Raw genomic sequence first — 21,568 nt, 5'->3', positions numbered from 1 at the left:
AACGCCGCGACCGGGCGCTACCGGAGCCCCAGGGCTCCGGCGGCCCGTCACAGCGCAGAGCGAAGGCCCCGTCCGCGAGGCGGACGGGGCCTTCCCCTGTCTCGGAGCGGTCAGCCGCCGATGACGACGCGGCGGACGCCCTCCCAGTTGGCGGGGTCGGTCGTACGGCGACCGTCGACCAGGACGCGGACGTCCGGCAGGTCGGCGGCGGAGAGCTCACGGTACTCGGCGTGGTCGGCCTGGAGGATCGCGGCGGTGACCGTCTGGCCCTCGTGCGGCACGAGGCCGTGCGCGGTCAGCTCATCGGCGGTGTACATCGGGTCCGAGACGAACGGCACGGCGCCGCGCGCCTTCAGCGCCTCGACCACACCGAAGACACCGGAGAAGGCGGTCTCCTTGACCCCACCGCGATAGGCGGCGCCCAGCACCAGGACCCCGGCGCCGTCCAGGTCGCCGTAGGCGGCGGCCAGCAGGTCGACGGAGTACTCGGGCATCGCGGCGTTGGCCTCGCGGGCCGAGCGCACGACGGTGGCCTCCGGGTCGTTCCAGAGGTACATCCGCGGGTAGATCGGGATGCAGTGGCCGCCGACGGCGATGCCGGGCTGGTGGATGTGGCTGTAGGGCTGGCTGTTGCAGGCCTCGATGACCTTCTTGACGTCGATGTCGTTCTTGTCGGCGAACCGGGCGAACTGGTTGGCCAGACCGATGTTGACGTCGCGGTAGGTCGTCTCGGCGAGCTTGGCGAGCTCGGAGGCCTCCGCCGTGCCGAGGTCCCAGACGCCGTTCGGGCGCGGCAGGTCCTCGCGGTCGTCGAAGTCGAGCACGGCCTCGTAGAACTCCACGCCGCGCTGGGAGGACGCCTCGTCGATGCCGCCGACGAGCTTGGGGTAGCGGCGCAGGTCGGCGAAGACCCGGCCGGTCAGCACACGCTCGGGGGAGAAGACGAGGTGGAAGTCGCGGCCCGGGGTGAGACCGGAGCCCTCGGCGAGCATCGGCGCCCAGCGGGTGCGGGTGGTGCCGACCGGGAGGGTGGTCTCGTAGCTGACGAGGGTGCCCGGCTTCAGGCCCGCGGCGATCGCCTTGGTCGCCGCGTCCATCCAGCCGAAGTCCGGGGTGCCCTCGGCGTCCACGAAGAGCGGGACGACGACGACGACGGCGTCGGACGCGGCGACCGCGGCCGTGGTGTCCGTCGTCGCGGAGAGCAGGCCCGCGCCCACGGTCTCCTTGAGCTTGACGTCCAGGTCGTGCTCGCCGGGGAACGGCTCGGTGGCCGCGTTGACCAGCTCGACGACCTTCTCGTTGACATCCGCGCCAATGACCTTGTGGCCCTTGGCCGCGAACTGCACGGCGAGCGGAAGGCCGATCTTGCCGAGCGCGACTACACAGATGTTCATCGGGTTACTTTCCTCTTCAGCCTGGACAGCATGTGGCGCAGCCGCTTGCCCGCACCGGGTTCGATCTCCCACAGGGGAGCCGTCGTGATGACGAGCCGGCCCTTCGGGTTCTGGTTCGCGCTGACCCTGTACGGGACGGCCTGCCGCCAGCGGCGGGCCAGGGGCAGCGGCCTTCCCCCGGTCCGCACGGGGATCTCGTACGTCGAGCCTGCCACGTCCACGTAGACACGGACGCCGAGCTTCGCCTTGACGGCCCGGACCGGGATACGGGCGCGCACGACGGTCGCCCTGCCGTCCTCGGACGTCGTCCGGGCGAACTCCCCCTCGGCGGCGGGGAGCTCGTGGTCGGCGGGCAGCCGGCGCGCGCCCGGCTTGTCCGCGCTCTTCGGCATGGCGCCCTTGGCGAGGCGCACGGTCAGGGAGCCGGTGTCGCCCAGGACACCGATCCGGGCCGTGAGGACGAGGGCCAGGTCGTCACCGCTCTGGTCCCATGCGGCCTCGACCAGCTCGGTCCCCTGCGCCAGCCGCCCGGGGACGGCCTCGCCCACCAGCTCGTAGACGCGGTCGGGGAGGCCGAGGGCCTCGTCGCGGAAACCGGGGTACATCGCGAACGCCCGGCCGTCCTCGAGGTGGAAGGGCGGGGCCCCGTGCTCCGCCTCCTCGGTGATCGCGCGGACCAGTTCGTCCACGGCGCCCGCCTGCGCGAGGCAGATGCGGACCCGGCGCTTGACGTCCAGGGAGTCCCTGAGCGCGTCGGTGAGGTACTCGTCCGCGAGAGCGGCGATCCCCTCGCAGACCTGTTGCCGGGTCGTGGCGTCGAGCATGGGGAAGTCGCCCTGGATCAGCTTGGCGAGTTCCCAGGTGAAGTGCCGCTCGAAGAGCGCGTCCCGGTCGGGTCCCGCCTCGACGAGTGAGGCGGCGTGCTTCATGATCGCGGCGGTGCAGCGCAGCCGGGACAGGTGATCGGCCCGGTAGGTGATGTTGCTGGAGTCCCCGCGCTTGACCGCGTAGTAGAACGTGTAGTCCGAGAGGACCGAGATCTTCCGGGCCCGGACGCACGCCTCGATGGTGAACGGCTGATCGCTTCCGACCGGCAGGTCCTCGGGAAAGCGCAGCCCGTGCTTCTCCACCAGTTCGCGGCGGAAGAGCTTGGTGTTCGCCAGCGTGAAGGGCAGGCTGGAGCGGTAGAGGCTGACGTCGGGGTCGTTCTTCTTGTAGAGCTTCTGGTGGACGTACCGGCCGTTGGTGCCGACCATCTTGCCGATGACCACGTCGGATCCGTGCTCGTCGGCGTAGGCCACCATGCGTTCGAGGGCTTCCTCGCCGAGGTGGTCGTCAGAGCCTATGAAGTAGACGAACCGGCCGGTGGCCACCTCCAGCGCCCTGTTGCTGGGCGCGGCGGGGCCACCGGAGTTGGCCTGGTGGATGACCTTGACCGTACCGGGGTAGCGCGCGGCGAAGCGGTCGAGCTCGGCACCGCTGTCGTCCGTCGAACCGTCGTCGACCGCCACGACCTCCAGACGGTCGAGCCCGATGGTCTGCCCGACGAGCGAGTTCAGGCACTCCGTCAGGTAGGGCATCGTGTTGTAGACGGCTACGACTACCGTGACATCAGGTCTTCCGCTCATGCCACCACCTGGGCAACACTTGCCGGGGTCCTGTCGCGGCTGCTGCCGCCGAGCACACGGGTGTAGACGCCGTCGAGCACCTCGGCCTGCGCCTCCCAGGTCCACTCGTCGAGCAGCCCCTGGTCCTCGTAGACGTCGCGGTACTTCTTGGGGTCGGCGAGCACGGCCTTGACCGCGCGGACGTAGTCCGCGACGTCCTCAGCCTTGAACACCTCGCCCTGCCCCGTCTGCGCCACCATGTCGCCCATCGTCTTGACGTCGCTGACGACGAAGGGCAGACGGGCGTGCGAGTACTCGAAGAACTTCGTGATCAGGGCGATCTCGTGGTTCGGCCAGTGGTGGATCGGGATGACGCCGACGTCCGCCGACGCCAGGAACGGCACCACCTGGTAGTGCGGGACGTACGGAAGGATGTGCAGCCGGTCCGACACACCGAGCTCCACGGCCCGGGCGGTCAGCTGGTTCATGTAGTCCGACGTGGGACGCAGGACGACGAACGCGACGTGCGTCCCGGGCAGCTGCGGCAGCGACTCGACCATGATGTCGAGCCCACGCTGCGGGGCGGCGGCACCGCTGTAGACGCTGAGCGGCACGTCCGGCCCGATCCCGCACAACTCGCGCAGGTCCGGGACGGGTTCGGCGGCCTGCTCGGGCGAGATCTCCGCGTCGGGCGCGTTCAGCACCACTTCCGGCTTGGTCTTGAGACCGTGCCGGTCGGCCAGCATCTCGGCGAGGGTCTCCGAGACCGTCGTCACGGCGTCGGCGTACTTCGAGAACTCGCGCTCGTACGCGCACTGGGCGACGTGCCAGCGCGGATGCGGGTTCCAGGGCTTGATGCCCGGCAGGAACTCGTGGGCGTCCCAGACGAGCTTGACCGAGCGGCCCTTGGCCTCGGCCCTGAGCTTCGCCCGCGCGCCCACACCGAGCATGCGGAAGTCGTTGGCGTGGATCAGGTCGGGCTCGAGGGAGTCGATGACCTTGCCGTACGCGAGCTCCATGTCCCACAGGGCGGGGTCGAGGCGGCGCCAGGCGCGGTCCCCCATCGTGCGCAGCCAGAACGCCGTGGTGAAGCGGTCCAGCGGGGAGTTCATGTCCTTGCGCCGCTGCTCCAGGGCGTTCGACTGCTTGGCCCGCAGCCCGACCCACTTGCTCATCACCTTGGAGACGAGCCGCGGCGGGAGCAGCTTGAGCTTGTCGACGGCGTTCCCCCGGCGCCCGGCCTCGATGAGCCGGATGTTCAGCTCCGTACGCCAGGCCTTCATCCGCTGCCTGCGGTACGCGGCCAGCGGCCCGGGCCGGTAGGCCAGCGGCGCGCGGAGGATGGCGCGCCGGTACTCGTGACGCCGGCGGTGCATGGGCGTCGGGACGTGCAGCAGGCGGACCTCGGCATCGCCGAGGTGCCAGCGCTGGCCCTTCTTCGTCGGCGACTTGCCCAGCAGCACCACGTCCCAGCCGGCCGCAGCCGCCGAACGTGCCTCCTTCTGGACACGCGAATCGCCGTTCACGCCGTTGTCGACCAGCATGACGATCTTGCCGCGGGAGCTGCGCTGCGCCCCCGCCACCGAACTCTCAACCGCCATGATGAGCGGGCTCTCCTGTCTCAAGAACAATGGTACGGCCGCTTCGTGCCGATTCCAGGACCGAAGCCGCCACCTCAACGGTACGCAGCCCCTGCCGCAAAGTGCAGATATCGGCCGACTCGCCCCGCACGGCGTCCCGGAAGAGCTCGTGCTCGACCAGCAGCGGCTCACGCTTCGGGATGGCGTAGCGGATCATGTCGCCCTCGGAGACGCCGCGGAACGCGCGCAGCGCCTCCCACTCGGTCGTCACGGCCGCGTTCGAGTGGAACGTGAGGTCGGCGGTGAGGGTGTCGGCGATGTAGCAGCCGCGCTCGCCGGTGACCGAGGTGAAGCGCTCCTTGAGCGGGCTCAGCCAGTTGACCAGGTGGTTGACCATGGTGCCGTCGGAGAGCTGGCCCACCGCGGAGACCATGTCCTCGTGGGGACGGCCCGACTTGGACACGGTGTGGGCGGCGATGGACCTGTACGTCCGGCCGGTCACCCAGCCCGTCAGGTCGATGTCGTGCGTGGCGAGGTCCTTGACCACACCGACGTCGGCGATGCGGTGGGGGAAGGGGCCCTGGCGGCGGGTGACGACCTGGAAGACGTCACCGAGCTCGCCGGCCTCCAGGCGGCTGCGCAGGGAGCGCAGCGCCGGGTTGCAGCGCTCGATGTGACCGACTCCGGCGACGAGACCGCGCGACTCGAAGGCCTCGACGAGACGGCGGGCGCCCTCGACGGTGTCGGCGAGCGGCTTCTCGATCAGTGCGCAGACCCCGGCGTCGGCCAGCTGGAGACCGACCTCTTCGTGCAGGGCGGTCGGGCAGGCCACGACCGCGTAGTCGACGCCGAGCGCGATGAGTTCCTCGACGGTCGACAGGACGGGGGCACCCTGTGCCCAGCCGTTCTTGTCACCCATCGGGTCGACGACGCCGACCAGGGTCACGCCTTCGAGCCCCGCGAGGACCCGGGCGTGGTTGCGCCCCATGGAACCGAGGCCGATGAGGCCTGCCCTCAGTACGGCGGTCACAGGTTCTCCCCCAGCGAGTTGACGGCGTCGGCGATGCGCGCCAGGTCGCCTTCGCTCAGCGACGGGTGGACGGGCAGCGAGACGACCTCGGCTGCGGCCCGCTCGGTCTCCGGCAGGTCCCAGGTGCGGCCGGCCTTCTGGTCCGGCTCCCAGTACGGCTTGAGCCGGTGGATCGGGGTCGGGTAGTAGACGGCGTTGCCGATGCCCGCCTCGGTGAGCTTGGCCATCGCGGCGTCGCGGTCGCCCTGCACCCGGATCGTGTACTGGTGGTAGACGTGGCGGGCGCCTTCGGCGACCGGCGGCGTCGTGACGTTGGGGGCGGTGATGTGCGCGTCGAGGTACGCGGCGTTGGCGCGGCGCTGCTCGGTCCAGCCACCGACCTTGGTGAGCTGTACGCGGCCGACGGCGGCGGCCACGTCCGTCATGCGCATGTTGGCGCCGACGATCTCGTTGGCGTACCGCGCCTCCATGCCCTGGTTGCGCAGCAGGCGCAGGGTGCGGGCGAGTTCGGCGTCGGCCGTGGTGACCATGCCGCCCTCGAGGGAGTGCATGTTCTTCGTCGGGTAGAAGCTGAACGTTCCTCCCGCACCGAACGCGCCCACGGGGGTGCCGTTCAGGGCAGCGGCGTGCGCCTGGCAGGCGTCCTCGACGACCGCGAGCTTGTGCTTCTCCGCGATGGGCATGAGCTTGTCCATCGCGGCCGGGTGACCGTAGAGGTGCACCGGCATGACGGCGGCGGTGCGCGGCGTGACGGCCGCCTCGACGGCAGCCGGGTCCAGGCCGTAGCTGCCGGGCTCGATGTCGGCGAACACGACGTCGGCGCCGACCAGCCGGACCGCGTTGGCGGAGGCCGCGAAGGAGAAGGAAGGAACGATCACCTCGTCGCCGGGGCCGATGCCGAGCGCGAGCAGCAGCATGTGCAGAGCGGAGGTACCGGAGTTGACGGCGACGCAGTGACGGCCGTCGACCAGCTCGGAGAAGCCTTCCTCGAAGGCCTGGACCTCCGGGCCCTGCACGACGCGACCGCTGCGCAGCACACGTACGGCTGCCTCGATCTCTTCTTCACCGATGACCGGGCGGGCAGCAGGAATCGGCTGCTCGTTGATGCTCGTCATGGACGTCCTCCTTGAACACCGCAAGAGCTCTTCACAGGCAGAGGTCTGGGATGCGGGACGTCTCACGAGGCCGCGCAAAACCCCACCGGCGGAATGCCGACGCCCTACCGAGGAAACTGGGCCCGGTCTGTCCTGAACCGTGCCGGTCACCGACCGTAGTTCCCGTCCAGGAACTTCACAGCCAGCGACCGCCGTCACATTATCAGGGATTTCTTGGCCGATTTCGGGCCCGTTAACCCGCCCATGCATCAGTTCTGAAACAAAGCACGTGTCCCGCCCCGAAGACTTCGGGGCGGGACACGAGACGATGAACAACCGGTTACGAAAGGCTCGGTCGGCGGTTCACTCCGAGTCGGCGGCGGAGGCCGAAGCCGTCACGGAAGGCGACGACTGCTCGGCCGCGACGGTCTTCTTCGCCGCTGCCTTCTTCGTGGTCGTCTTCTTCGCGGCGGTCTTCTTCGCGACCGTCTTGGCGGCCGTCTTCTTCGTGGCCGCCTTCTTCGCCGTCGTCTTCTTCGCGGTCTTGCGCGCCGCCGTCTTCTTGACCGGCGCCTCCGGCTGCGCCTCTTCGGCCTCGGGGGCCTCGGGCGTGTCGGAGTCGGTGCCCGTGACCACGACGACCGCGGCCTCCTCGGCACCGGCGGGCGAACCGGCCGGAGCGGTGACCTTGCGGGTCGCCCGACGGCGGGCGCGCGGCGGAGCGGCGGGAGCGGACTCCTCGTCTGCCGCCGGGGCCTGCGGAGCGGGCGCCGGCGCGGGGGCGGACGCGGCCTCGACCACCGGGTCCTCGACCGCGACGGGCTCCGCCGCGGGCTCGGCCGGCTGGACCGGGGGCGTCACATCGGCCGGCTTGGGCGAACCCGCCGGAGCGGTCGCCTTCCGGGTCGCCCTGCGGCGCGTGCGCGCCGGGGGCGCGGCCTCGGGCGCGGGGGCCTCGACCGCGACGGGCTCCGCCTCGGGCTCGGCCGGAGCCGCCACCGGGGTCTCCGCGACCGGCTCGGGCTGCCGCTCCTCGACGACGGGGGCCGGAGCGGGCTCCGCCACCGGGGCACCGGCCGGAGCCGTCACCTTGCGGGTGGCACGCCGGCGGCCACGGCCGCGAGACGCGGCGGCCTCGGCCTCGGCGGGGCTGCTGTACAGCTCCTCGTCGGCGACGAACTCCGGCTCGGGCAGGGCCACCGGGGCGGCGACCTCCGCGGCCAGTTCGGCCTCGGTCTCCGGCTCGGCGTGCTGCTCGGCGTGGTCGTGACCGTGCTCGTGGTCCTGCCCGGCGCCGCCACGGCGCTTCTTGGACCGCTTGCCACCGCCGCCACCGGCGGACGTCGGCTGCTCCATGTGGACGATGACGCCGCGCCCGTTGCAGTGGACACAGGTCTCGGAGAAGGACTCCAGGAGACCCTGGCCCACCCGCTTGCGGGTCATCTGGACCAGGCCCAGCGAGGTGACCTCGGCGACCTGGTGCTTCGTACGGTCGCGTCCCAGGCACTCCAGCAGGCGCCGCAGCACCAGGTCGCGGTTGGACTCCAGCACCATGTCGATGAAGTCGACGACGACGATGCCACCGAGGTCGCGCAGCCGGAGCTGACGCACGATCTCCTCGGCCGCCTCCAGGTTGTTCTTGGTGACGGTCTCCTCGAGGTTTCCGCCCTGCCCGGTGAACTTGCCGGTGTTGACGTCGACGACGACCATCGCCTCGGTCTTGTCGATCACCAGGGAGCCGCCGCTCGGCAGGTAGACCTTGCGGTCCAGCGCCTTCATCAGCTGCTCGTCGATGCGGTACGTCGCGAAGACGTCGACCTCGGAGGTCCAGCGCGACAGCCGGTCCGTGAGGTCGGGCGCCACGTGCGAGACGTATCCGTGGATGGTCTCCCAGGCGTCGTCGCCGCTGACGATGACCTTCGAGAAGTCCTCGTTGAAGATGTCCCGGACGACCCGGACGGTCATGTCCGGCTCACCGTAGAGCAGCGTCGGCGCGTTGGAGCTGCTGGTGTTCTTCGACTTCTTCTGGATCTCTTCCCACTGCTGCTGGAGACGCTCGACGTCACGGCGCAGCTCGTCCTCGCTCGCGCCCTCGGCCGCGGTGCGCACGATGACGCCGGCGTCCTCGGGAACGATCTTCTTGAGGATGGTCTTCAGCCGGGCGCGCTCGGTGTCGGGCAGCTTGCGGCTGATGCCGGTCATCGAGCCCTCGGGCACGTAGACCAGGTAGCGGCCGGGCAGCGAGACCTGGCTGGTCAGGCGGGCGCCCTTGTGGCCGATCGGGTCCTTCGTCACCTGCACGAGGACGGACTGGCCCGACTTGAGGGCGGTCTCGATGCGGCGCGGTCCGTGCGCCATGCCGAGCGCCTCGAAGTTGACCTCGCCGGCGTACAGGACGGCGTTGCGGCCCTTGCCGATGTCGACGAACGCGGCCTCCATGGACGGCAGTACGTTCTGGACCTTGCCCAGGTAGACGTTGCCGACGTAGCTGGTGGCCTGCTCCTTGTTGACGTAGTGCTCGACGAGCACGTTGTCCTCGAGGACGCCGATCTGGGTGCGCTCGCCGCTCTGGCGGACGACCATGACGCGCTCGACGGCCTCGCGGCGGGCCAGGAACTCGGCCTCGGTGATGATCGGGACGCGCCTGCGGCCCTGCTCACGGCCTTCGCGGCGGCGCTGCTTCTTGGCCTCCATACGGGTCGAGCCCTTGATGGACTGGACCTCGTCGAAGCCGGTGCCCAGCTCACGGTCGGCCGCGTCCTTGCGGCGCTCACGCGGCTCGCGGACCTTGACGACCGTGCGCTCCGGGTCGTCCGTGCCCGTGGCCGTGTCCTCGCCGGACGCGTCCCCGCTGCGACGGCGGCGACGGCGGCGGCGACGGCTGCTGCTGGAGCCGGCGGAGGACTCGTGGTCCTCCTCGTCCTCCTCGTCGTGGGCCTGCTGCGGCTCGTCCTCGGAACGGTCCGCGGACTCGTCGCTCTGCTCGGCCTCGTCCGTGTCGCCGGCCTCGCCACGACGGCGGCGGCGGCCCCCACGGCGGCGACGGCGGGAGGGGCGGTCGCCGTACTCGTCCGTCTCGTCGCCCTCGTGCTCGGGCTCCGTCTCCGGCTCGGCCTCGTGCTCGTCCTCGACGGCGGTGGAGGCCGCCGGGGCGGGCTCCTCGGCCGGAAGGGTGACCGGGGTCGCGGCCGGCTCGGTCTCGACCGCCTCGCCACGACGGCGGCGGCGACGGCGCGAGCCGCCCTGCGGTGCGGCCTCGGCGGCCTCCGGCGCGGCGGCCTCGGTGGCCTGCCTGGCCTCGGCCCTGCGCGAGGTGCGGTCCGAGGTCTGCTGCTCCTCGTGGTCGTCGTCCTCGTCGTACGGCGAGGTGGATCCCGCAGCGGCAGCGGCGGCGGCAGCGGTCTCCGGGGTCTGGAACATCGGCTCGGCGAAGACCGGGGCCTGGAACACGGCCACGGCGGGGCGCGTCGCACGGCGGCCCTTGCGGGCCGGCTCCTCGGCCTTGCCGGTGAACTCGGGGCGGCCGGCGGCCGCGGTGGCCCTGCGGCGCTGACGGCCTCGCGGGGCGGCCTCCTCGACCTGCTCGGTCTCGGTGGCCAGCTCCTCGGCGACGGCGACCGGGAGGCTCTCGCCCTCGGCTGCGGCCTCGGTGGCCTCCTCGGCGGGCTGCGGGGCACCGGCGGGGGCACCGGCCCTGCGCGAGGCACGGCGGCGGCCACGCGGGGACTCGGCTGCGGGCGCCTCGACGGGCTCCTCGGTGCGGGCGGGCTCGGCGGCCGGCTCGGCGACGGGCTCGGCCACGACAGCGGCGGGGGCCTCGGCACCGCTCTGCGCGGCGGGCGCTCCGGCCGGGGCGGAGGCGCGGCGCCGGGTGCGGCCACGGGGGGCGGCGACGGGCTCGGGCTCGGCGGCGAGGGCCTCGGCGACGGGCTCGGCGGCCTGCACCGGCTCGGCCACGGGGGCCTCCTGCGCGGGGGCCTCGACCGGCTGCGGGCTGCCCGCCGGGGCGGTCGCCTTACGGGTGGCGCGACGACGGCCACGCGGGGCCTCGGCGACAGGGGCCTCGGCGGCCTCCTCGTCGGCCGGAGCGGTCTCGACGACCGGCTCCACGACCTCGGCGGCCTGCGGCGCACCGGCCGGAGCCGTGGCCTTGCGGACGGCGCGGCGACGGGCACGCGCCGGGGGCGCGGCCTCGGTTGCCTCGGCGGCCGGCTCGGCGGCGGCCACCGGCTCGGCGGCCGGTGTCTCGGCGACCGGCTCGACGCTCTCGGCGGCCTGCGGCGCGCCGGCCGGAGCGGTCGCCTTGCGCACCGCGCGGCGCCGGGGGCGCGCCGGGGGCGCGGCCTCGGCTGCGGGCTCGGGCGTTTCGGCGGCAGCGGCCGGTACGTCCGGCGTGGCGTCTTCGGTGGCGGCACCCGGCGCGCCCGACGGCGGGCCGGCGGGGCGGGAGGCCGCCCGGCGCCTGCGGCGCGGGGGCAGCTTGTCCCCGGGTGCGTTGTTGTCCTCCGCGTTCGCGGGGCTTCCGGTGGTACCGGGTTCGTTCGGCTCGTGCATGCGGGCGGTTCTCCCGTCGCGCTCCCGGGCGCCACACCTGAGTCCGGTCCGACGCGATTCGCGTGATGTGCGCGATACCGCCGTCCGGGGCGCGGGCGCCGCACGGGAGCTGATGTCTGGCTCGCCGGTTCCGTACGCACTGCGTACGGCCTGGCGAAAGTCTTATGGGGCGGTGCGCGGCCCGACCCAGGTGGCTCCCGAGTCCGAGGGCTGCGCTACAACGACCGCCTTACGCGGAACCTGCACCTTCCGGCGCCGTCGCGGCGGCGGCCGGATCGGCCGTGGAAACGGCCGGGGCTGCCTCGCGGTCGGGCGCGAGCGGGTCGGTCACCGTGCCGGACTCCTCGTCGAAGAGCCCCTGCGCCAGCCTGGTCACCGCAGCGGGGACCGGCGGCGTTAGGTCGGCCACAGCTCGGAGACCGGACAGGACGTCGTCGGGTCGCACGGCAGGTGTCACGTGCCGCACTACCAGGCGCAGTATCGCACAGGGCCTGTCCCCGGACCTATCAGGCTGTGGATCAAGGGCTTGCAGGTCGGCCACGGCCGCACGGGCGTCGAAGCTCCGCATGCCGTTCTTCGCGCGGCGCTGGACTTCGACGGTCCCGGCCGCGAGGAAGGCGGCGACGGCCTTCTCCGCGTCCTGCACGGCGACCCCGTCCAGCCGCATCTCCCAGACGGAGGCGGTCAGCCGGTCGGCGAGGCCGGAGGTGCGGGCCTCCACGGCGTCGATGATGTCGAGGCCCTGGGGCATCGACGCGTCGAGCAGCTCGCGGAGGATGTCCGGATCCCGCGCCTCGGTGAGGGCGATCTCCAGGAACTCGGCCTCGCTGCCCGTACCGGTGGGGGCGGCGTTGGCGTACGACACCTTCGGGTGCGGGGTGAAGCCGGCCGAGTAGGCCATGGGTACCTGGGAGCGGCGCAGCGCTCGCTCGAAGGCACGCTGGAAGTCACGGTGACTGGTGAACCGGAGGCGGCCCCGCTTGGTGTAGCGCAGTCGGATGCGCTGCACCGCCGGTGCGGGCGGCGGGCCTTCGGGCTGTCGCTTGCCCAGTGGTTCTTCTCCTCGGTGCGGGGCGGTCGCGGTGGCGTGCCGCCCACGAAATACGGGGTGCCCCGGGGCGCCGTTCCGGCTCACCCCCGCCTGTTCTTCTCGGCAGGCAGGGAGATCTCGGACGCGGGCACCGCGCTGGGGACAGTCGTTGTCCTACCCAGGGTACGCGCAGCGGACCCTTCGAGTTCCCGCACGTCCCTGACCTGCGGCGCCCCGACCAGGGCGCGCCATGTGCCGCGGCGTGCCGCGCGCAGGGTCTCCCGGGCCGAGGACAGGACGGCGCGCGCGGCGCGTCCCGCCTCCAGCGCGGCCCGCCCGGCCGGCCGCAGGACCGCGCGGCGCAGGAAGTGCCCGGCCGGGGTGCACACCGCGTGGTGAACCCAGGCCACCGGCGCCCCGACGAGGTGCCGGGCGAGCCAGGCGAGGGCCCGCCCGAAGGCACGCGAGACGAAACCCGCGATCCGCCAGGCGATACCCGCGGCCACGGCGATCTCCCGGCCGACGGGCCCGAGGACACGCCGGTACAGCCAGGACAGGGGCAGGACGAGCAGCGACATGACCAGCCACACGGCGGCCACCCCCAGGCCCCGCGCGGCGAGGGCGAGCCCCGCGCCCAGCATCCCGAGCCCCCGGCCCAGCATCCGGGCCGTCCAGGTGATGCCGTGGCCCAGCGGGGTCAGCAGTCGCCGGTACGTCCATACGAGGGGCAGCACGACCAGCCGCGAGAGGAGCAGCCCGCCGGCCCGCCCGAGCGGGCGCAGGACATACCGCCACACGCCCGCGGCGGGCCGCACCAGCAGGAAGACGACGAGCCACACCATCCCCGGGACGAGCAGGCCCGTGCAGAGCCACCGCAGCCCGTGACCCAGGGGGATGAGCACCGCGGTGTGGAGCCGGACCAGTGGGGCGACGACTCCGTGACGGACGACCGGGACGACGACGTAGCGCCACAGTCCCGCCCACGGCCACACCAGCAGAGCCACCGCCAGCCACGTGAGGGCACGGCCCGCGGGGGCGAGCATCCGGTCGTACAGCCACTCCAGGCCGCGCCCCACGGGGCGCAGCAGTACCCGCCGCACGGCCCGGCCGGCCACGAGCAGGAGGTCCCAGGCCATCCGTGCGGGTAGGACGAGGACCAGGACCACGATCCGTACCGGGATTCTGACGAGGACCGTCAGGCAGCCCTCCCCGCCTTCGTAGGGCGCGGGCTGCGGGCGCTTGTCGGGGTCCATGCCCTGGAGGACGCGGACGCCCCGTCCGGGGTTTCCCGGACGGGGCGTGACGCCTTCGGCTGTGCGGCGACGTTCGCCCGGGGCGGCAGGCGGTCGGGAGGAGTACGGGTGCCGGTCACGTCGCCGATCGCGGGAGAGGCGTACGGCCCGGGGGAAACGTGACGGGGCCCGCCCCTCGCGGGGTCGCGGGTGTCCGCCTGCCACCGGCGGGCCGCACGAGTCGCCCCCGGGAACGCCGAGAGGCGCCCGGACGGTTCCGTCCGGGCGCCTCCTCACGCCTTACGCCCACCCGGCGGCCGGGCCGCTGCCCGCGTCCGCCGAACCGCTGGGCCCGGCTACTTCACGACCGTGAGCGGCAGGAGCTTCTTGCCCGTGGGGCCGATCTGGATGCTGGTGTCCATCTGCGGGCACACCCCGCAGTCGAAGCACGGCGTCCAGCGGCAGTCCTCGACCTCGGTCTCGTCGAGCGAGTCCTGCCAGTCCTCCCAGAGCCAGTCCTTGTCGAGGCCGGAGTCCAGGTGGTCCCAGGGCAGGACCTCCTCGTACGTCCGCTCGCGGGTGGTGTACCAGTCGACGTCGACGCCGAAGGCGGGGAGCGTCTTCTCGGCGCTCCGCATCCAGAGGTCGTAGCTGAAGTGCTCGCGCCAGCCGTCGAAGCGGCCCCCCGACTCGTACACCGCGCGGATCACGGAGCCGACGCGGCGGTCACCGCGGGAGAGCAGGCCCTCCACGATGCCCGGCTTGCCGTCGTGGTAGCGGAACCCGATCGAGCGGCCGTACTTCTTGTCGTCGCGGATCTTGTCCCGGAGCTTCTTCAGCCTGGCGTCGGTGTCCTCGGCGCTGAGCTGCGGGGCCCACTGGAAGGGCGTGTGCGGCTTGGGCACGAAGCCGCCGATGGAGACGGTGCAGCGGATGTCGTTCTGCCCGGAGACCTCACGGCCCTTGGCGATGACGTTGACCGCCATGTCACCGATCTGGAGGACGTCCTCGTCGGTCTCGGTGGGCAGGCCGCACATGAAGTACAGCTTGACCTGGCGCCAGCCGTTGCCGTAGGCGGTGGCGACCGTGCGGATCAGGTCCTCCTCCGAGACCATCTTGTTGATGACCTTGCGCATGCGCTCGGAGCCGCCCTCGGGGGCGAAGGTGAGGCCGGACCTGCGGCCGTTGCGGGTCAGCTCGTTGGCCAGGTCGACGTTGAAGGCGTCGACACGGGTCGAGGGCAGCGAGAGACCGATCTTGTCGTCGGTGTACCGGTCGGCGAGGCCCTTGGCGATCTCACCGATCTCGGTGTGGTCCGCCGAGGAGAGCGACAGGAGGCCGACCTCCTCGAAGCCGGTGGCCTTCAGTCCCTTCTCGACCATCTCGCCGATGCCGGTGATGCTTCGCTCCCGCACGGGGCGCGTGATCATGCCGGCCTGGCAGAAACGGCAGCCGCGGGTGCAGCCGCGGAAGATCTCGACGGACATCCGCTCGTGGACGGTCTCGGCGAGGGGGACGAGCGGCTGCTTGGGGTACGGCCACTCGTCGAGGTCCATGACGGTGTGCTTGGACACGCGCCACGGCACGCCGGACTTGTTCGGCACCACACGGCCGATGCGGCCGTCGGGGAGGTACTCGACGTCGTAGAAGCCGGGGACGTAGACGCCACCGGTCTTCGCGAGCCGGAACAGCACCTCCTCGCGCCCGCCCGGGCGGCCCTCGGCCTTCCAGGCCCGGACGATCTCCGTGATCTCCAGGACGGCCTGCTCGCCGTCGCCGATGACCGCGCAGTCGATGAAGTCCGCGATCGGCTCGGGGTTGAACGCCGCGTGACCGCCCGCCAGCACGATCGGGTGATCGACGGTGCGGTCCTTGGACTCCAGCGGGATGCCCGCGAGGTCCAGGGCCGTGAGCATGTTGGTGTAGCCGAGCTCCGTGGAGAAGCTCAGGCCGAACACGTCGAAGGCGCCGACGGGGCGGTGGCTGTCCACGGTGAACTGCGGCACCTTGTGCTCGCGCATCAGCTCCTCGAGGTCCGGCCACACGCTGTAGGTGCGCTCCGCGAGGACGCCCTCGCGCTCGTTGAGCACCTCGTAGAGGATCATGACGCCCTGGTTGGGGAGTCCGACCTCGTAGGCGTCGGGGTACATGAGTGCCCAGCGGACGTCGCATTCGTCCCACGGTTTGACGGTGGAGTTCAGCTCACCGCCGACGTACTGGATGGGCTTCTGCACATGCGGGAGCAGAGCTTCGAGCTGCGGGAAGACCGACTCGGCAGACATCTGTGGACCTTCGTAGCTGGCAGGGGTGACCATCAAGCGTAACCCGGTGCTCAGCCTTTGAGCGCCGCCCGGAGCCGGGGGCGCGATGCCCGCGCCCAGGCTTCGGGCAGTTCGCGTTCCCGTGCGGCCGCCGCGGCCTCCTCCTCTCCGTACATCAGTCCCCAGGTGAACGCGGACTCCCCCGCCGCGTGAGCCTGCACCGCCAGGGAGCGCAGGGCTTCCCGGGCCACGACGCTGTCCTGGTGGTCGCCCAGGACCGACTGCACCGACTTCATCCGTCCGGCGAACTTCTTCGCGGGCCTGCCCAGGGCGGGCTTCGCCGCATCCGCCGCGTACCGGGCCCGCTTCGCCGCCTTGCGCGCCTCGTGCATCGCCACGTCGCGCTCCTGTCCCGGCGGCTGCTCCAGGGCGTGACCGACACGGGTGGCGAGCCGGCCGAAGTCCTTGAGTACGGCGCGGGGCAGGACGTCCTGCGGTGCCCGCCCGGCGGCGGGGCGCAGGGGCGGCTCGGCGAGGAGGGCGTCCAGCGAGTCCAGCAGGGCGAGATAGCGGTCGCCGTCGAGCACGGCTGCCACCCTGCGCCGCGCCCCGGTGCGCCGGGCCACGAAGGTGAGCTTCAGCCGGGCGCCCACGGGCCCCAGGACGAGCTCTCCGGGCAGCCCCGCGACACGGGAGCGGAGCCGCTCGTCGAGGACCTCCTGGTCCCGGTCGACCCCGAGCTCGCCCGCCAGCCACTTCAGCTCCTCACGGAGCGGGTCGGTGACGGTCCGGTCGAGGACCGCGCGGTACGTCCTGAAGGCGCTGCGCAGCCGGCGGGTGGCGACCCTCATGCGGTGCACGCTGTCGGGCAGGTCGCGACGGACGGCGGGGTCCAGCTCGACGAGGGCCTCGACCTGCGCGCGTACGTAGGCGAGCACGTGGTCGCCCGCCGTGCGCGGGGAAGACGGCTTCCCGGGCGGCGGGCGCTTCCCCGGCGCCGTCTCGTCGAGCGCCCTGGCCAGCTTGGACGCCGAGGAGGCGGGCCGCACACCGGCCTTGCGCAGGCGCCGTTCGACGGCGTCGAGGACCGCGGGGTCGCCGTCGTCGGCCAGCTCGACCTCCAGCTCGGTCCAGGCCGAGGTGGCGCCGTGGCCTTCCTCGGTGAGCAGCTCGGCGAGCACCTCGTCGACGCTGAGTTCGGCGAGCAGGGCGCCGTCCTCGTCGAGGAGGTGGTGGACGTCGCGTGCGGAGAGGATGCGCACGACGGGGACGACCGGGGTGTCGCGTACGCGGGAGCGGAGCAGACCGGCGAGCTCGGGTGGCAGGGCATCGGAGAGCGGGGCCCTGATCTCGTCGCGCACCCCGGCGGCCACGGGGACCTTGAGGTGCCATCCGGCGTCGTCCCCGCCCGTCCGGCGGCGGAGCGTGAGGGACGCGGCGGCCAGCCGGAGGTCCTCGGTGTCGTAGTAGACGGCGTCGAGTTCGGTGAGGCCTCTGTGGACGACCGTCGAGACCCCGGCCGCACGGGTCAGGTCCGGCAGCCGGGTTTCGGGTGTCGCTTCGTACTTCCGCTCGACCTCACGCTTCGAGTCCGCCATGGAACGAATCTATCCGCGATGTGCGCGACCATGCAGGCTGGAGCGAACGGGCTCAGGCCGTTATCGGCCGCTGCACCCTGATCGACTGGAGCAGTCCGATCGCCACCCAGACGGCGAACATCGACGATCCCCCGTACGACACGAACGGCAGCGGGAGTCCCGCCACCGGCATGATCCCCAGGGTCATCCCGATGTTCTCGAAGGACTGGAAGGCGAACCAGGCGATGATGCCGGCGGCCACGATCGTCCCGTACAGCTCGGTCGTCTCGCGGGCGATGCGGCAGGCGCGCCAGAGGACGACTCCGAGCAGGACGATGATCAGCCCGGCGCCGAGGAAGCCGAGCTCCTCCCCCGCGACGGTGAAGACGAAGTCGGTCTGCTGTTCGGGGACGAACTGTCCCGTCGTCTGGGAGCCCTTGAAGAGCCCCGTGCCCGTGAGTCCGCCGGAGCCGATGGCGATGCGGGCCTGGTTGGTGTTGTAGCCGACGCCGGCCGGGTCGAGGGCCGGGTTGGCGAAGGCCGCGAAGCGGGCGATCTGGTAGTCGTCGAGCACCCCGAGCTGCCAGACGGCCAGGGCGCCCGCCGTGCCCGCCCCGAGCAGACCGAAGATCCACCGGTTGGACGCACCGGAGGCGAGGAGCACACCGAGGACGATGACGGCCATGACCATGACGGAGCCGAGGTCCGGCATCAGCATCACGACGCCCATCGGGACGACCGCGATGCCGAGCGCCTTGGCCACGGTCCGGTGGTCGGGGTGCAGCTGGTCGCCCGCGTCGACGCGGGCGGCGAGCAGCATCGCCATGCCGAGGATGATCGTGATCTTGGTGAACTCGGAGGGCTGGAGCGAGAAGCCGCCGGGGAGGAGGATCCAGGCGTGCGCGCCGTTGACGGTGGCGCCGAGCGGGGTGAGGACCGCGAGGACGAGCAGGACCGACAGCCCGTAGAGGACCGGCACCGCTCCCCGCAGCGTGCGGTGCCCGAGCCAGATGGTGCCGATCATCAGCGCGAAGCCGATGCCGGTGTTGAGGGCGTGCCGGAACAGGAAGTAGTACGGGTCGCCGTGGGTCAGCGACTCACGGCCGCGGGTCGCCGACCAGACCAGGAGCGAGCCGACGAAGGACAGCGCGAGCGCCGATCCGAGCAGCGGCCAGTCCAGCCGCCGGACGACGGAGTCGCGGGCGGTGAGCTTGGCCCAGGCGGAACGCTCGGGGGCGTAGCGCGAGACGGAGAAGCCTGCCATCAGTCCCTCCTCCCCAGCGTGGCGGGAAGAGCTCCCGCGAGTGCCTGCGTGCCGTCCTCGGCGGGCGGCTCGGGGACGTATGGCTTGATCTTGGGCGACACGATCTGGCCGTCGGGCCTGATCGTGGGCAGGGACTTCTGGGGCTTGGGCAGCAGCGCCTTCTTCAGGTCCTGCTTGCCGCTGGCGTCGAGTCCGTAGAGCGCGTTGTAGATGTTGCGCACCGCGGGACCCGAGGCACCGGAGCCGGTACCACCCTGGGAGATCGTCATCACGATCGAGTAGTCCTTGGTGTACGTGGCGAACCAGGAGGTCGTCTGCTTGCCGTAGACCTCGGCCGTGCCCGTCTTGGCGTGCATCGGGATCTTGTCCTGGGGCCAGCCGCCGAACCTCCAGGCGGCGCTGCCCCGGGTCGCGACTCCCGCGAGGGCTTCGTCTATCTTGTCGCGCGTGTCTCCCTTGAAGGGGAGTTTGCCGTGCGCCTGCGGTGCGATCTCCTGGACGGTCTTGCCGTCACCGCTGACGATCGCCTTGCCGACGGTGGGGTCGTAGAGGGTGCCGCCGTTGGAGATCGCGGCGTAGATGGTCGCCATCTGGATCGGGGTGACGAGCGTGTCGCCCTGGCCGATGGAGTAGTTGACGGAGTCACCGGCGCGCATCTTGTTGCCCTCGATGCAGCCTTCGTACGCGATCTTCTCGACGTACGTGCCGTCCTTCTTGCCCTGCTTGCACCAGGACGCCTTGTTGGCGTCGTAGAAGTCCTGCTTCCACTTGCGGTCGGGGACCCGGCCGGCGACCTCGTTGGGGAGGTCGATGCCGGTCTCCTTGCCGAGCCCGAACTGGTGGGCCGTCTTGTAGAACCAGTCGGCGGGGTTCTTCTTGGGGGTGTTGCCGCCGTCCTTCGCCCACTCCTTGTGCGCCAGGCCGTAGTAGACGGTGTCGCAGGAGACCTCGAGGGCGCGGCCCAGGTTGATGCTGCCGTAGCCCTGGGACTCGAAGTTCTTGAAGACCTGGCCGCCGATCGAGTACGAGCTGGGGCACGGGTAGTTGCCGTCGAAGTCGTATCCGGCGTTGACCGCGGCCGTCGAGGAGATCACCTTGAAGATCGAGCCCGGGGCCGCGGTGCCCTGGATGGCACGGTTCAGCAGCGGGAAGTTGGATTTCTTGCCCGTCAGCTTGGCGTAGTCCTTGGCGGAGATGCCGCCGATCCAGGCGTTGGGGTCGTAGGTCGGCAGGGACGCCATCGACACGATGCGGCCGGTCTTGGCCTCCATGACGACGACCGCGCCCGAGTCCGCCTTGTACAGCTCGTTGGTGTTGCGGTCCATCTCCTTGCGGGCCGTCTCCATCGCCTTGTTGAGCTCGTACTCGGCAACGGCCTGGACCCGGGCGTCGATGGAGGTGACGACGCTGGCGCCGGGCTCCGCCTCGTCGTTCTGTGCCTGGCCGATGACACGCCCCAGGTTGTCGACCTCGTAGCGGGTGACCCCGGCCTTTCCACGCAGCTCCTTGTCGTACGTGCGCTCCAGGCCGGAGCGGCCGACCTGGTCGGAGCGGAGGTACGGCGAGTCGGTGTCCTGGGCTTTGGTGACCTCTTCGTCGGTGACGGGCGAGAGGTAGCCGAGGACCTGCGCGGTGTTGGCCTTGCCGGGGGCGGCGTAGCGGCGCACGGCGGTGGGTTCGGCGGTGATGCCGGGGAAGTCCTCGGCCCGCTCGCGGATCGTCAGGGCCTGCTGGGTGGTGGCCTCGTCGGTGACGGGGATCGGCTGGTAGGGCGAGCCGTTCCAGCAGGGCTGGGGGGTCTTGGCGTCGCAGAGCCGGACCTTGTCCAGCACGTCCTTGGGCTTCATGTCCAGGACGTCGGCGAGACGGGTGAGGACGCCGACGCCGTCGTCCTTCATCTTCATCAGCTCGGTGCGGCTCGCCGAGACGACGAGACGGGTCTCGTTGTCGGCGAGGGGCACGCCGCGCGCGTCGAGGATGGCCCCCCGGACGGCGGGCTGCACGACCTGCTGGACGTGGTTGTTCTTCGCCTCGTCGGTGTACTCCTGGCCGTTGCGGATCTGGAGGTACCAGAGCCGCCCGCCGAGCGTCAGGAGGAGGGAGAAGACGAGGACCTGGATGACGACGAGACGGATCTGGACCCGCTGGGTGCGTCCGGTCTCGGGGATGTTGCTCACGGGGCGCCCCCGGTGGTGGTGGGCCGGCCGTTGCCCGCGTCGGTGGTGGGGCGGCCGGGGGTACGGAGGTGGCGGCCGGTGCTCGTCCGGTGCCGGTACGGCCTCACAGTCGCTTGACCCCCTTGATCCTTCCCGCGCGTGCGGCGCGGCTGCGGGCCGCTCTCAGGCGCATCCCGCCTCGCTGGTTCCCGATGCGCAGCCCGGTGCCCGACGCCAGCCAGCCCGCGGCGACGTCACCGCCGGCGGAACTGTCGGCGACCGGGTCGTTCTCGGTGCGTCTGGCCAGCGCCATGATCAGCGGAACGGTGAACGGCGCCAGCAGCAGGTCGTACACCACGGCGGTGAACAGCAGGCTGCCCAGGCCCACATGGCGCGCGGCCGTGTCGCCGACCAGCGCGCCGACACCGGCGTACAGCAGGGTCGATCCGAGCGCGGCGACGACGACGAAGGCCATGGGGGTGAAGGCCGACTTGAGCTGGCCGTTCTCGGGGCGTGCCATTCCGGCGAGGTAGCCGATGACGCAGAGGACCAGGGCGTAGCGCCCCGCGGCGTGGTCGGCGGGCGGTGCCAGGTCGGCGAGCAGGCCCGCGCCGAAGCCGATGACGGTGCCGCTGACGGGCCCGTACACGAAGGCCAGTCCGAGGACGACGAGGAGCAGCAGGTCGGGGGTGGCCCCGGGGAGCTGGAGGCGGGCGAGGACGGAGACCTGGATCACGAGGGCGACCACGACCAGGGCGACGGAGAGCAGAGTCCTGTTGAAGCGCATGG

General features: G+C 71.7%; 13 protein-coding genes. All 13 read right to left on the bottom strand.

The features are described from left to right. Positions 1–110: 110 nt before the first annotated feature. Positions 111–1,394, bottom strand: a complete 1,284-nt coding sequence (locus tag ACFY8O_RS08710; RefSeq protein WP_387900145.1) for a nucleotide sugar dehydrogenase — start codon at positions 1,392–1,394, stop codon at positions 111–113. After that, on the bottom strand, positions 1,391–3,022 hold the full coding sequence (locus ACFY8O_RS08705) for a glycosyltransferase family 2 protein (protein WP_387900143.1): 1,632 nt from the start codon (positions 3,020–3,022) through the stop codon (positions 1,391–1,393). Before ACFY8O_RS08705 ends, ACFY8O_RS08710 begins: the two co-directional genes overlap by 4 nt. After that, positions 3,019–4,602: a glycosyltransferase family 4 protein gene (locus tag ACFY8O_RS08700; RefSeq protein ID WP_387900142.1), complete on the bottom strand. Its 1,584-nt coding sequence runs from the start codon at positions 4,600–4,602 to the stop codon at positions 3,019–3,021. Before ACFY8O_RS08700 ends, ACFY8O_RS08705 begins: the two co-directional genes overlap by 4 nt. Then, on the bottom strand, positions 4,592–5,611 hold the full coding sequence (locus ACFY8O_RS08695; RefSeq protein WP_387900140.1) for a Gfo/Idh/MocA family protein: 1,020 nt from the start codon (positions 5,609–5,611) through the stop codon (positions 4,592–4,594). The genes ACFY8O_RS08700 and ACFY8O_RS08695 overlap by 11 nt, the downstream gene beginning before the upstream one ends. Then, positions 5,608–6,726: a DegT/DnrJ/EryC1/StrS family aminotransferase gene (locus ACFY8O_RS08690; protein WP_145801558.1), complete on the bottom strand. Its 1,119-nt coding sequence runs from the start codon at positions 6,724–6,726 to the stop codon at positions 5,608–5,610. Before ACFY8O_RS08690 ends, ACFY8O_RS08695 begins: the two co-directional genes overlap by 4 nt. A gap of 342 nt (positions 6,727–7,068) precedes the next feature. Further along, positions 7,069–11,259: an Rne/Rng family ribonuclease gene (locus ACFY8O_RS08685; RefSeq protein WP_387900138.1), complete on the bottom strand. Its 4,191-nt coding sequence runs from the start codon at positions 11,257–11,259 to the stop codon at positions 7,069–7,071. A gap of 229 nt (positions 11,260–11,488) precedes the next feature. Next, entirely contained in the window at positions 11,489–12,268 is a 780-nt protein-coding gene (locus tag ACFY8O_RS08680) for a TIGR03936 family radical SAM-associated protein (protein ID WP_387900136.1), read from the bottom strand. Between the two features lie 122 nt (positions 12,269–12,390). Continuing rightward, positions 12,391–13,542 (bottom strand): hypothetical protein, encoded by a 1,152-nt coding sequence (locus ACFY8O_RS08675; protein ID WP_387900134.1) that lies wholly within the window; start codon positions 13,540–13,542, stop codon positions 12,391–12,393. A 335-nt stretch (positions 13,543–13,877) separates the two neighbouring features. Further along, complete coding sequence (locus tag ACFY8O_RS08670; RefSeq protein WP_145801554.1) at positions 13,878–15,803, bottom strand: TIGR03960 family B12-binding radical SAM protein; 1,926 nt, start codon at positions 15,801–15,803, stop codon at positions 13,878–13,880. A gap of 50 nt (positions 15,804–15,853) precedes the next feature. Continuing rightward, the gene (locus ACFY8O_RS08665; RefSeq protein ID WP_387900132.1) at positions 15,854–17,380 is read right to left on the bottom strand and encodes a CYTH and CHAD domain-containing protein; all 1,527 of its coding nucleotides are present in this window, start codon (positions 17,378–17,380) and stop codon (positions 15,854–15,856) included. A gap of 52 nt (positions 17,381–17,432) precedes the next feature. Continuing rightward, the gene (gene rodA / locus ACFY8O_RS08660; protein WP_145801551.1) at positions 17,433–18,623 is read right to left on the bottom strand and encodes a rod shape-determining protein RodA; all 1,191 of its coding nucleotides are present in this window, start codon (positions 18,621–18,623) and stop codon (positions 17,433–17,435) included. After that, positions 18,623–20,800 carry a penicillin-binding protein 2 gene (gene mrdA / locus ACFY8O_RS08655; protein ID WP_145801550.1) on the bottom strand — a complete coding sequence of 726 codons (2,178 nt, stop codon included), beginning with the start codon at positions 20,798–20,800 and terminating at the stop codon, positions 18,623–18,625. The genes rodA and mrdA overlap by 1 nt, the downstream gene beginning before the upstream one ends. A 103-nt stretch (positions 20,801–20,903) precedes the next feature. Next, on the bottom strand, positions 20,904–21,566 hold the full coding sequence (mreD, locus tag ACFY8O_RS08650; protein ID WP_145801549.1) for a rod shape-determining protein MreD: 663 nt from the start codon (positions 21,564–21,566) through the stop codon (positions 20,904–20,906). Positions 21,567–21,568 lie beyond the last annotated feature (2 nt).

The organism is Streptomyces argenteolus (assembly GCF_042902585.1).
Taxonomy (GTDB): domain Bacteria; phylum Actinomycetota; class Actinomycetes; order Streptomycetales; family Streptomycetaceae; genus Streptomyces; species Streptomyces argenteolus.
This window is presented reverse-complemented; position numbering and strand designations above follow the sequence as displayed.